This is a genomic window from Pseudoclavibacter sp. 8L, from assembly GCF_902506465.1.
In the GTDB taxonomy this organism is placed as follows: Bacteria; Actinomycetota; Actinomycetes; order Actinomycetales; family Microbacteriaceae; genus Pseudoclavibacter.
This window is the reverse complement of sequence record NZ_LR733186.1, coordinates 1,196,189-1,208,869: the sequence shown is the minus strand read 5'-3', so window position 1 is coordinate 1,208,869 and position 12,681 is coordinate 1,196,189. Positions and strand designations below refer to the sequence as shown.

The 12,681-nt window shown below is 69.5% G+C and carries 8 protein-coding genes, 1 tRNA gene and 1 other RNA gene; 7 read left to right on the top strand and 3 right to left on the bottom strand.

Going from position 1 to position 12,681, the window contains the following annotated elements:
* Positions 1-39 precede the first annotated feature (39 nt).
* The 3 genes from rplL (at position 40) to GV007_RS12315 (ending at position 3,434) form a co-directional block, all read left to right on the top strand.
* The gene (gene rplL, locus GV007_RS12325) at positions 40-423 is read left to right on the top strand and encodes a 50S ribosomal protein L7/L12 (RefSeq protein ID WP_104243228.1); all 384 of its coding nucleotides are present in this window, start codon (positions 40-42) and stop codon (positions 421-423) included.
* 249 nt (positions 424-672) lie between these two features.
* Positions 673-2,037: a hypothetical protein gene (locus tag GV007_RS12320; RefSeq protein ID WP_160072961.1), complete on the top strand. Its 1,365-nt coding sequence runs from the start codon at positions 673-675 to the stop codon at positions 2,035-2,037.
* A 257-nt stretch (positions 2,038-2,294) separates the two neighbouring features.
* Positions 2,295-3,434, top strand: coding sequence for a hypothetical protein (locus tag GV007_RS12315; protein WP_160072959.1), 1,140 nt, complete (start codon positions 2,295-2,297; stop codon positions 3,432-3,434).
* Between the two features lie 373 nt (positions 3,435-3,807).
* Here GV007_RS12315 and GV007_RS12310 read toward each other — a convergent pair.
* The 3 genes from GV007_RS12310 to ffs all read right to left on the bottom strand — a co-directional run bounded on the left by GV007_RS12310 (position 3,808) and on the right by ffs (position 4,879).
* Positions 3,808-3,895, bottom strand: a tRNA-Ser gene (locus GV007_RS12310).
* 106 nt (positions 3,896-4,001) lie between these two features.
* Positions 4,002-4,655, bottom strand: coding sequence for an SDR family oxidoreductase (locus GV007_RS12305; RefSeq protein WP_160072957.1), 654 nt, complete (start codon positions 4,653-4,655; stop codon positions 4,002-4,004).
* A 127-nt stretch (positions 4,656-4,782) separates the two neighbouring features.
* Positions 4,783-4,879: signal recognition particle sRNA small type (gene ffs / locus GV007_RS12300), an RNA gene on the bottom strand.
* A 102-nt stretch (positions 4,880-4,981) separates the two neighbouring features.
* Here ffs and pta point away from each other — a divergent pair.
* The 4 genes from pta to recR all read left to right on the top strand — a co-directional run bounded on the left by pta (position 4,982) and on the right by recR (position 12,514).
* Positions 4,982-7,096, top strand: coding sequence for a phosphate acetyltransferase (gene pta / locus GV007_RS12295; protein WP_104330458.1), 2,115 nt, complete (start codon positions 4,982-4,984; stop codon positions 7,094-7,096).
* 54 nt (positions 7,097-7,150) lie between these two features.
* On the top strand, positions 7,151-8,338 hold the full coding sequence (locus GV007_RS12290; RefSeq protein WP_160072955.1) for an acetate/propionate family kinase: 1,188 nt from the start codon (positions 7,151-7,153) through the stop codon (positions 8,336-8,338).
* A gap of 636 nt (positions 8,339-8,974) precedes the next feature.
* Positions 8,975-11,875, top strand: a complete 2,901-nt coding sequence (locus GV007_RS12285; protein ID WP_160072953.1) for a DNA polymerase III subunit gamma and tau — start codon at positions 8,975-8,977, stop codon at positions 11,873-11,875.
* Positions 11,876-11,917: 42 nt separating this feature from the next.
* The gene (gene recR / locus GV007_RS12280) at positions 11,918-12,514 is read left to right on the top strand and encodes a recombination mediator RecR (protein WP_068476612.1); all 597 of its coding nucleotides are present in this window, start codon (positions 11,918-11,920) and stop codon (positions 12,512-12,514) included.
* Positions 12,515-12,681 lie beyond the last annotated feature (167 nt).

The following is a 12,681-nucleotide window of genomic DNA, read 5'->3' as shown; positions in this document are numbered from 1 at the left end:
GGGATCTCGCGGCTAGAACAACACACAAGGAGAAAAAACATGGCAAAGCTCACGACTGAAGAGCTCATCGCAGCATTCAAGGAGCTCACGCTCATCGAGCTCAGCGAGTTCGTCAAGGCGTTCGAGGAGACCTTCGAGGTCACCGCTGCTGCTCCCGTTGCAGTTGCAGGCGTTGCTGCAGCAGCAGCAGACGCACCCGAAGAGGAGGAGAAGACGGAGTTCGACGTCATCCTCGAGGGCGCTGGCGACAAGAAGATCCAGGTCATCAAGGAGGTGCGCGCACTCACGAGCCTCGGCCTCGGTGAGGCGAAGGCACTCGTCGACGGTGCTCCGAAGGCCGTTCTTGAGGGCGTCAACAAGGAAGCTGCTGACAAGGCAAAGGACGCCCTCGAGGCTGCCGGCGCTTCGGTGACCGTCAAGTAGTCATCCCGCAGCGGTTCTGCGCGGTGTGTTCCGACACGCCGAAGGAACTTTTTTCACGAGGCATCGCATCCAGTTCCTGGATGCGGTGCCTCGTTCCTGTTTGTGAGAAAACCCCTGTTGAAGGTGCGATTCCTGAGGTCAGTGTGACCAATGTGACTGGTGTGTTGACGAGAATCAGGAACTTTCCGCGTGTCGCTTGACCCGATTTCGGCCTCGACGCACAATAATCCGCCGTGTTAGCGTCCCCTCATGCTTTCCGACACCTTCAAGAGCGCTCGCGCTCGCACCACGGCCCTCGTCATCGCCTTCGGCGTCGTCGCCGGTGGAGTCGCAGTCACGGCCGCGCCTTCGTTCGCTGCGAACGGCGACCAGGTCGATGCGAGTGTCGACGGCGACACGAGCACGGCTTCCGCCTCTGTCTCCGAGGAATCCATCGCCGCAGACGCGTCCGGCGTCACGGTCACCGGCTCGGGCTTCACGCCGGGCAACCTCGTCTACGTGCGCGTCGTCGGACCTGAAGGCCAGACCAACTGGTCATGGGGCACCGCGTCGCACGAGGTCGACGCCTCCGGCGCCGTCAGTGCAGAGCTGACGAGCGACGAGGCCTGGGCCGAGGGTGACTACTCCGTCGTGCTCTACGAGTCCGAGGGTGTCCAGGCGTCGACGGCCTTCGCTGCGGTCGCGCCTGCAGCTACGCAGACGCCTGCTCCGACCGAGACGGCTACGCCTGAGCCGACCGAGACCGAGACGGCAACTCCCGAGCCCACGGAGACCGAGACGGCAACTCCTGAGCCGACCGAGACGGCCACGGAGGCGCCTGAGCCGACGCTCACCGAGGAGCCCACGCTCGAGCCGACGGAGACCGCCAGTGTCGCCCCGACTGCGACCGAGACGGCGACGCCCTCCCCGACCGAGACTGAAGCCCCGGTCGCGGCTCCCGCTGTGGCGACCGAGCAGGCCAGCTACACGCAGGAAGAGGCCGCAGAAGGCATCACCTACGTCGCAACCGGCTTCACGCCAGGCGTCGAGCTTGGCCTCACGCTCCTGCTCCCAGATGGCACTTCCGCTGAGTTCGAATCGGCCGAGCCGATCACGCCGGATGCAGACGGGAACTACGCCGGCATCATCACGTACGACGCGGCCTGGGCTGTTGGCGACTACGGCATCACGCTCACGACCATCAGTCCCGCGGCTGGGGAGGAGACCGGCGCTCCCGCCGCCGACTCCGCCCGCGCGGTGCCGCTCATCGTCCAGGACGAGTCTGAGCTGACGGCGTCCACGGAGTCTCCAGCAGCTGTCGAGCTCGAGCAGGATGCGGTCGCGCCTGCCGAAGAGCAGACTGCTGCGGCGTCCTTCGCTGTCACCGGCGAGACTCCCGCCACGGGCGGCACGTCGCCGAGTTCGACCTCGGCCCCGGCTGGGAATGGTGGTAACGGTACTGGCAACGGTGGCGGTGGAAGCGCCGACACCAAGGGCAAGGCGCAGAGCAAGTCGCTCGCGACCACCGGTGCGGAAGACGCCTTCGGTGCGGCTGGCATCGGCCTGCTTGTCCTCGGCCTCGGTGCTGCGGCCGTCACTGGCGCGCGCTTCCTGAGTCGCCGACGCGAGAGCTGACAGCAGCGCGACCTGCGATGAGCGGGGCTGGGGCCGATGGGCTCCAGCCCCGCTTTCTGTGTATCGCCGCTGATATCTATGTTTTCTCACGTAGTTGGGGAGAAGTCCCCGATCAGGAAACCGGTCCAGACTTGGACGGCTAAGGGGCCTCTGATCAGCACTTTTAGTGTCGAAGGCTGAACCGAATCAAGCTCGATTTCGCCAGGTTCCTTCGCAACCTTCTGGACATGACCTGTGAGTCAGGCCAAGATTTGGTTATGGCTTCCTCATTCTTCTCTCCGTCGCGCAAGCGCGCGTCCGCGTTCGCGATCGCCTTCGGCGTGTTCGCCGGCGGTGCCGTGCTGACCGCCGCCCCTGCGTTCGCAGCAACGACCACCCCTCCCGTCGAGACCACGACTCCCGCGGAGACGTCCGCCGCGTCCGAGGCGACGGGGCAGGCAACGAAGTCGAGCTTCACGCCCGACGAGAACATCACGTACGTCCTCACGGGGCTCGCTCCTGATGTCGCCCTCGCGAGCATCACGCTCACGCTGCCCGACGGCTCGACGGTCTCCGTCCCGCCGAGCGGCGACTCCGCATGGGACGTCGATGGCGACGGCAACTACAGCGGCGAGCTCATCTCGACCCAGGACTTCCCTGTGGGCGACTACAGCGTTGAGATCACGCAGGACTACACCGACGCGTCCGGGCCCGCGCAGAACGTCGTGACGTTCGGCTTCACCGTGGCTGAAGAGTCGAGCCCAGAGCCGACCGAGACCGCGACGCCGACCGAGACGGCAACGCCGACCGAGACGGCAACGCCGACCGAGACGGCAACGCCCACTGAGACGGCAACGCCCACGGCGACCCCGACGGCGACCAGCACGCCGACCGCCACGCCGACCCCCACGGTCGAGGCTCCGCTCGCCTACGCGAACGCAGACAGCTTCCTCCCCACGGACGACATCACGTACACGGCGCAGAACTTCACGCCGGGTCTCGCGCTCGACCTCACGGTCACCTCCCCGGACGGTTCCTCGGTCCAGGTCGACCCCACCGATGACTCCGTCGTCGGTGAAGACGGCAGCTACCCGGGCGTCCTCATTAACCAGTCGGGCACCCCGCTGCCCCTCGGTGAGTACACCGTGACGCTCTCGCAGTCGAGCGGTCTCTCCGCGACGTTCACGTTCCTCATCGCCGAGGCGACGCCGGGCACCACGACCGCGCCGACCACGGCACCCACGGTCACCACGGTCCCCGTCGGCAATGGCGGAGGCACCAGCACGGGCCACAAGTCGCCTGAGCTCGCCACGACGGGTGCGGAAGACGCATTCGGCGCAGCTGGCATCGGTCTCCTCGCGCTCGCTACGGGCGCTGGCGTGCTCGTCGCCCGCCGCCTGGCGACCAAGAAGGCCTAGTAGCTCACTGAGCTCTTCGTGAAGAGGGCGTCACCTTCGGGTGGCGCCCTCTTCGCGTCCCCGAACGGCTGGCCTGCTCGTCCTGCTCTGCCCGGCCGCCCCACCGCATCCGTCGCGGATCGCGCCAGACGCGCCCACATCCTTCGCAGAAGTGGGGAAGATGCAGCATCGCTCCGTCTGGAAGGTGCTTCTGTCGACCGGATGTGCCCGGCTCGCAGCTTCGGGAGGCGGGTGAGGGGGATGTGCGTCGGCGGCGCGAAAGCGGTCGGTGAGAAGGCAGACGGCGAGGAAGGCCCGGGGAGACTGCGGCATCACGACAGCGGCAAAGACGAAAGCCCCGACCTGGAATCCCTGGTCGGGGCTTTCGTGCACATGGCGGAGGATAGGGGATTCGAACCCCTGAGGGCTTTCACCCAACACGCTTTCCAAGCGTGCGCCATAGGCCACTAGGCGAATCCTCCACGGGAGCGCCAGGCGCTCACCTCGAAAGAGCATAGCGGGTCTGGCGACCGTTCGTGAACGCGAGCGCCAAATCGACCCGCGGCGAGCCCGCGAGGCGCACCCGGGCTACAGGTTCTTGACTGCCTCGCCCACCTCGTCGTCACCCGACACGACCTCGAACTGCTTGTGGATGCCCACGCGGCGAACCAGCAGGGCCGCGATCACCGCCGCCACGTCCGCACGAGGAATGCTGCCGCGCTCGACCTGCTCGCCCACCTTGACGTGGCCAGTCGGCTCGTCGTCGGTGAGGCCGCCGGGTCGCACGATCGTCCAGTCGAGCTTCGCGCTGCGGGCGCGGATGTCGGCGTCGGCCTCGCTCTTCGCCCGCAGGTACACCTGGTAGACGTCGTCGGAGTCGCGGTCGAACGTATCCGTGCCGATGGCGGAGACGACGACGAACCTGCGCACGTTCGCGATCTCGGCGGCATCCGCCGAGAGGATCGCGCCGTCGCGGTCGAGCGTGAGCTTGCGCTCCGCGGAGCTGCCAGGGCCAGCGCCTGCGGCGAAGACGACTGCATCCACATGGCCGAGCTGCTTGGCGAGGTCGGTCGCCGTGCTCTGCTCGAGGTCGGCGACCACCGGGTCCGCGCCGAGCTCCTTGAGGGAGTCCACGTAGTCCGGGTTGCGGATGACGCTCGTGACGCGGTGACCGCGCTCGATGAGCTGGGTTGTCAGGAGGCGTGCGATCTGACCATTTCCACCGATGACTGCAATTCTCATGCCTGCAGTCAAGCCGGTCAGCCTGAGTTCACGGCCAGCGTTCGCGGCGGGCGATCTGCGAGCGACCGCGTCGACCGGTGATCGAGGGGCCGAGGAAGCCGGAGCCGCAGGGGAGAGACCCGGGAAAAGAAAAGACCCCCCGCGCACCCGCCAGAGCCCGGTTACCCTTGCTGCGTTTCCGCCCTGGGGGAGTTGGCCTGGATGGCGCCACGCGAGGAGCCGTCGACCATCATAGCGCGACGGGAGCGAGACGCGAATCCGGGGCGGTTCGAATTGGCAGGATCACGACAGCCCGCTGACTCGGCACCCGACTACCATTGCCTGACGTGGGGACAAGCATCTACATCACGTCATCAGAGGGTCACTCTGGCAAGTCAGCTATCGCGCTCGGCGTGGTGAGTGCCCTGAGCCGGTCGATCGGCCGGGTCGGCGTGTTCCGACCCATCGTGCAGAGCGCTGAGGCGCGAGACGACATCCTCGAGCTCCTGCTCTCACAGCTCGACCCGCAGAACCGCGGTTTCGAGTACGAGTCGGGCTTCGGCGTCACCTACGACGACGTGCACGCCGACCCTGATGAGGCGCTGTCGCGCATCGTCACCCGATACCGGGCCCTCGAGCGGCGCTGCGACACCGTGGTCATCGTCGGCAGCGACTTCACCGACATCGGCAACCCGGCCGAGTTGGGCTTCAACGCTCGCGTCGCCGCGAACCTCGGCGCGCCGGTCCTGCTCGTCCTGACCGGCCTCGACGCCGACAAGGGGCAGCCGCGCACGCCGGAGCAGCTGGCGCAGGCGCTGGAGGTCACCCTCCCCGAGCTCGACGCGGCGCACGCGACGCTGCTCGCTATCGCCATCAACCGCGCCGACGAGCACGCCACGGAAGAGGTGCGTGCCGCCGTCGCAGAGCGCGCGCTGCGTGAGCTCGGTCACAAGGTGCCCGTGTGGGCGATCCCCGAGACGCCCCTCCTCATGGCTCCGTCGCTGTCGCAGCTCCTGGATGCGGTCGGCGGCGAGCTCGTCTACGGCGACCGCGAGCTCCTCGGTCGCGAGGTCCTCGGCATCGTGCTCGCGGGCATGTCCATGCAGAACGTCCTCGAGCGCCTCAAGGAGGGTGCTGTCGTCGTCATCGCGGCCGACCGCACCGAGGTGCTCCTCGCCGTGCTCCTCGCGCAGCGAGCCGAGACCTTCCCGTCGCTGACGGGCATCGTCGTCAACGGCCCCTTCGAGTTCCCACCGGCGATCGAGCGCCTCATCAACGGCCTCAACGTCGAGGTGCCGATCATCCGCACCAACTTCGGCACCTACGACACGGCTCAGCGCATCATGCAGACGCGCGGACGCCTCGCCGCCGCGGGCATCTCGCGCCGCAAGATCGACCTCGCACTCGCCAAGTTCGAGCAGCACATCCCGGCCATCGAGGTCGTCGCGCTCCTCAACGTCAAGCCGTCGCTCGTCGTGACGCCCCTCATGTTCGAGAACACGCTCCTCGACCGGGCCCGCTCCGACCGCAAGCACATCGTCCTGCCGGAGGGGAGCGACGACCGCATCCTCGTGGCAGCAGGCTCGCTGCTGGCGCGCGAGGTCGCCGAGATCACGATCCTCGGCGAGGAGTCCGAGGTGCGTGGCCGAGCATCCGCCCTCGGCGTCGACATCTCGGCCGCTCACGTGCTGAGCACGAGCAACCCCGACTATGTCGCCCGCTTCGCGGAGGAATACGCGCGGCTTCGGGCGCACAAGGGCGTCACGATCGAGGCCGCGACCGAGCGCGTGCGCGACGTCAGCTACTTCGGCACGCTCATGGTGCACCTCGGCCTCGCCGACGGAATGGTCTCAGGGGCCGCCCACACGACGGCCCACACCATCCGCCCCGGCTTCGAGATCGTCAAGACCAAACCGGGCGTCTCCGTCGTCTCGAGCGTCTTCCTCATGGCCCTCGCCGACCGCGTGCTCGTCTACGGCGACTGCGCCGTCAACCCCGACCCGACGGCAGAGCAGCTCGCCGACATCGCCATCTCCTCCGCTGAGACGGCCACCCAGTTCGACATCGCCGTGCGAGTCGCGATGCTCTCCTACTCGACTGGCGAGTCGGGGTCCGGCGCCGACGTCGACAAGGTCCGCACCGCGACCGGCATCGTGCGCGAGCGCATGCCGGAGCTGCCCGTTGAGGGGCCGATCCAGTACGACGCGGCGACGGATGCGGCGGTCGCGAGCAAGAAGATGCCAGGCAGCCAGGTCGCCGGCCGAGCGACGGTGTTCATCTTCCCCGACCTCAACACGGGCAACAACACGTACAAGGCGGTGCAGCGCTCCGCCGGAGCTGTCGCGATCGGGCCGATCCTGCAGGGTCTGAACAAGCCCATCAACGACCTCTCCAGAGGCGCGCTCGTCTCCGACATCATCAACACCGTCGCCATCACGGCGATCCAGGCGCAGCGCTCCTAGGAGCATCCGCCTCACGTCCCGCCCGCCCCTCGCGGGTCTCGAGAAAGGGTGCTCATGAGCATCGTCCTGGTCGTCAACTCCGGCTCGTCCTCCTTCAAGTACCAGCTGATCGACATGGACCGCGAGGAGACGCTCGCGTCCGGCCTCGTGGAGCGCATAGGCGAGAGCGTCGCGAGCGTCACGCACAAGACCGGGGGGGAGACCTTCGCGCGCGAGGCGGACATCCCCAACCACACGCGCGGTTTCGAGGCCATGCTCGAGGGCTTCGAGGAGCACGGCCCGAGCCTCGCCGAGTTCCCGCCGGTCGTCGTGGGGCACCGCGTCGTGCACGGCGGGCGCCGATTCTTCGACGCGGCCGTCATCGACGGTAAGGTGCTGCAGGACATCGAGGACCTCATCCCGCTCGCCCCGCTGCACAACCCGGCCAACCTCGAGGGCATCGTCGGAGCTCGTGACGTCTTCGCGGAGACGCCGCACGTCGCAGTCTTCGACACGGCCTTCCATACGACCATGAGCGAGGCCTCGTCGCTGTACGCACTGGATGCGGCCGTCGCCAAGGAGCACCGGGTGCGCAAGTACGGCGCGCACGGCACGAGCCACAAGTTCGTCTCGGAGGAGACCGCAGCCTTCCTCGGGCGTGACCTGGCGGGCCTCAAGACGATCGTGCTGCACATCGGCAACGGCGCCAGCATGTGCGCCGTCGATGGGGGCCGTTCCGCCGAGACGAGCATGGGCATGACGCCGCTCGAGGGCCTGGTCATGGGCACCCGCACCGGCGACCTCGACCCGGCCGTGCTCGTGCACCTGTCGCGTCGCGGCGGCTACACGATCGACCAGCTCGACGACCTCCTGAACCGCAAGTCCGGGCTGCTCGGGCTCACGGGCTCCGGCGACATGCGCGATGTCCGGCAGAAGGCGAATTCGGGCGACGAGCGCGCTCAGCTCGGTCTCGCCGTCTACGCGCACCGCATCCGCCACTATCTGGGCGCCTACATGCTGCTGCTCGGGGGAGCCGACGCGATCGTCTTCACCGCCGGCATCGGCGAGAACGACGCCCAGCTGCGCGCCGACGTGCTCGAGGGCCTCGAATGGCTCGGCGTGAAGCTGTCGCCCGAGCGCAACGAGTCGTCGTCGCGGGATGCTCGCCGCATCTCGGCGGACGACTCGCGCATCGAGGTGCTGGTCGTGCCGACCAACGAGGAGCTCGAGATCGCGCGGCAGAGCCTGGCTGCGATCGCCTGAGCCTTGGGCTGACGCGGCTCGGCCTGGCCTGGCGCGGCCTGACCCGCCTCGGCTCGGCCTGACTCGGCGCGGCCCAACCCGACGCGGCTCGACTCGGCCTGACTCGACGCGGCCCGGTCTGGCGCGGCGCGTCCTGACCCGGCGCGGCCCGACCTGGCGGGGCCTACGCGGCGCGGCGCGGTTCGGCCTGGCGGGGCCTGGCCTGGCGCGGCCCGACCTGGCGGGGCCTGACTCGACTCGACTCGACTCGACTCGACTCGACTCGACCCGACCCGACCCGACCCGACCCGGCTCGGCCGGCCCCTACGCGACGCGGCCTGACCCGGCGCGGCGCGGTTCGGCCTGGCGGGGCCTGACTCGGACCAGCTTGCCCTTGCCCTTCCGATCACGGCTTTCCGCATCCCGCGCCCCGCGCCCCGCGCCGCCGCGTCGTCGTGGAGGAATCGCTGCCAGCCGATTTACCCCTTAGGGGTGGCGCTGGAGGGGTACTTGGCTGGCAGCGATTTCGGAAGCGGCGCTGCTTCGGGGCCACCTGGCTGGCAGGGATGGGGTCAGCTCGCGCTGGGAGTCGGACTGTGCGGACAGGGAGCGGTCGCGGCGCGCCCGATGTCGGTGGTGCCGTCTACGATGGTGCGCATGGCCACAGCCCTGTACCGCCGCTATCGGCCTGAGAACTTCGCCGAGATGATCGGGCAGTCGCAGGTCACCGAACCCCTCATGACCGCGCTGCGCACCGGTCGTGTCAATCACGCCTACCTGTTCTCCGGCCCGCGAGGGTGCGGGAAGACGAGCTCCGCGCGCATCCTCGCCCGCTGCCTGAACTGCGCGGAGGGGCCGACCGACACCCCGTGCGGTGTCTGCCAGTCGTGCGTCGAGCTCGCCCGCGATGGCGGAGGCTCGCTCGACGTGTTCGAGATCGACGCCGCCAGCCACGGTGGCGTGGAAGACGCTCGCGAGCTGCGAGAGCGCGCCATCCTCGCGCCGAGCCGCGACCGCTACAAGATCTTCATCATCGACGAGGCGCACATGGTGACCTCGGCAGGCTTCAACGCCCTGCTCAAGGTCGTCGAGGAGCCGCCGGAGCACGTGCGCTTCGTGTTCGCGACGACCGAGCCCGAGAAGGTCATCGGCACGATCCGCTCGCGCACGCACCACTACCCGTTCCGGCTCATCCCGCCTGCCCTCATGCTCGAGTACGTCGAAGAGCTCTGCACCAGCGAGGGCGTCACCGCCGAGCCCGGCGTGCTGCCCCTCGTCGTGCGCGCCGGCGGCGGTTCTGCCCGCGACACGCTCTCGCTGCTCGACCAGATCATCGCGGGCTCCGAGACGGGTCTCCTCGGCTACCAGCGCGCCGCTGCCCTCCTCGGCTTCACCGGCCAGGAGCTGCTCGACGAGTCGATCGACGCGTTCGCCGACGCCGACCCTGCCGCCGCCTACACGGCGGTCGACCGCGTCATCCAATCCGGGCAAGACCCTCGCCGCTACGTCGAGGACCTGCTCGAGCGCTTGCGTGACCTCATCGTCGCCAAGGCGACGGGTCCAGGTGCCGGGGCAGTGCTTCGCGGGCTCGGAGCGGATGAGGTCGAGGCGCTGCGCGTCCAGGCCGGTCGATTCTCGCCAGCCGCGCTCACGGGCATCGCCGACCTCGTCAACGAGACTCTCACCGACATGAGCGGGGTGACCTCGCCGAAGCTGCACCTCGAGCTGCTCGTCGCACGTATCCTCGTCGCATCGCGAGCCGACTTCATCGACAGCGGCACGCTGCTCGCGGTGGCGGACGCGCCGGGCACGTCGCCGATGCGTGTCGCCGCCCCTGCTGCCTCGGGTGCCGCTGCGCCGACGACTGGTTCCGCCATGTCGGCGTCCGCGGATGCTCCTGCCGCAGCTCCGCAGGCGGCCTCGCCTGCCTCAAAGTCCGGCTCCGCTTCAGGCCCCGAGCCAGCCGCAGCCCACGCACAGCAGCCGTCGCAGCAGCCGAAGCCTGCCGACCATGCGCCGAGCGAGGCCGCGACGCCACCCGCTGCCGCTGCTGCTGAGTCTGCCGCCGGGGAACCCGACACGGCATCCGCGGCGCGTCTCGCCGCCGCGTCCTGGGCCGCCGCGACCCCGGGCTCTGGGGGCACCTCGAGCTCTGGGGTGGCCTCCGGCTCGGAAACGACTCCAGCGGCGGCTTCGGCCTCGCCGGCCCCAGAAGCACCCGCACCTGCACCTGCTCCGGCCCCGGTGGTGCTGCCACCGGCCGAGCCCACGGCACATTCGGCCGTGGAAACGGGGTCTCCCTCCGCGCCAGTCGAGGAGCATTCCACGCCTTCTCCTGTCAGCGAAGCGAGCCAGGGTTCCGAGCCCGACGCCGCTCCCGGTCGGAGCGCCGAGGCCGAAGCGCCCCTCGACGGCCAAGCGCCTGCCAGCGCAGACGCCCCTGCCGAGGACGAGCCAGCCGCTCCGCCCGTCGCGGAGTCAGCGCCCGAACCCGAACCTGAAGCCGAGTCCGCGCCGGCTGCCGTCTCGACACCGGACCTCACCGCCGGGCAGGGACCCGCATCTGGCGAGGTTTCCGGGCCTGGTCCTGTTCCGCACGCCACGGCGGCGCGAGCATCCGCTGAGCCCCCCGTGTTCGCGCAGCTGCGCGACGCCTGGCCGACGCTGCTTGAGCGTATGCGCGACCTCGGCGGCACACACGCCTGGAGCGTCGCTCAGTCGGTGCACCCGCGCGACCTCATCGGCGACCTGCTGGTCTTCGAGGTGCCGTCGCGCGCCGTGCTCGATCAGTTCCGCGGCGAGCGGGGTGCCGCTGACGCGCCGAGCGCCGTGCTGCGCACCGCCATCCAGGAGATGTTCGGCATCACCGTCAAATTCCAGCCGCAGCGACCGGGCGGAGCGGGCGGTGCCGGGGCTCCAGGAGGAGGCCAGGCTCCCAGCCGCGCCGACGAGCCGGCGCCAGCACCAGCGGAGCCCGACCCGGCACCAGCTCCAGCCCAAGCACGAGCGGCGGAGACCCGCGCCACCCGCGCCCCGCGAGAACAGCCCACGGCTGCACCGACCGCGACCGCGGCGTCCTCCGAGCCCGTATCCACGCCCTCTCCGTCGAAGGCTTCGTCCTCGTCGAGCGGCCTCAACTGGACCGTCGCGAGGATCCCCGGGCAGGAGTCTGCTCCCGACGACGGCCCCGGTTCTGGATGGGCGACCGCGGCCATCCCCGGGTCCGGCACTGCCTCGGACGCGAGCTCGACGCCTCGCGTGCCCGCAGCATCCGCCCCGAGTGCGGTGGCCACCTCGAGCGCAGCACCCGCGGTGCAGGCGGCACCGGTCGACGGGGCGCCGGCTCCCGCGGCACCGCCAGCCCCGAAGCGCACGCAGCGCGTCGCGAGTGCACCCGTGATTCCCGGCGTCGAGCGCTACGGTGAGGCCATCGTGCGCGAGCGCCTCGGCGCACGCTTCATCGGCGAGGACATCATCGTGCCCGAGCCGGAGGCCGCCGAGCTGCCGCCTGAGGACGACTTCTCCGCACCACCACCACCTGAAGACGGGGGCTATTGAGCCGTGCGTGCATCATCATCCGAAGGTCGGAGCAACTGAGCCATGTATGAAGGCATCATCCAGGACCTCATCGACGAGCTCGGGCGCCTGCCCGGCGTCGGTCCCAAGTCCGCGCAGCGCATTGCGTTCCATATCGTGCAGACTCAGTCCTTCGACGTGTCGCGGCTCGCGCAGATCCTCGCCACCGTCCGCGAGCGAGTGCAGTTCTGCACCGTCTGCGGCAATGTCAGCGAGGGGCCCGAGTGCAACGTGTGCCGCGACCCGCGTCGCGACCGCACCGTCATCTGCGTCGTCGAGGAGCCGAAGGACGTGGCCGCCATCGAGCGCACCCGCGAGTTCAGCGGCCTCTTCCACGTGCTGGGCGGCGCCATCAATCCGATGGAAGGCATCGGTCCGGACGACCTGAACATCCGCACGCTCCTGGCCAGGCTCGAGTCGGGGGAGGTCAAGGAGGTCATCGTCGCGACTGACCCGAACCTCGAGGGAGACGCCACGGCTTCGTACCTGAGCCGGCTCCTCACGAGCATCGGCGTGCCCGTCTCCCGGCTCGCCTCCGGGCTCCCCGTCGGCGGAGACCTCGAGTACGCCGACGAGATCACCCTCGGTCGCGCCTTCTCCGGCCGCCGCGCCATCGACTGACCGTCACGCGGCGGACCGGCAACGCCCGCCACCAGTCCAGCCAGCTCCGCCAGCTCCGCCGCGCCCAGCCAGCTCGGCCTCGCCGCGGCCAGCTCCGCCCCGCCGCGGCGAGCCCCGCTGCGCCCCGCCGCGGCGCGCCGCGCTCGCCCCCTCCCACAGTCCAGCCG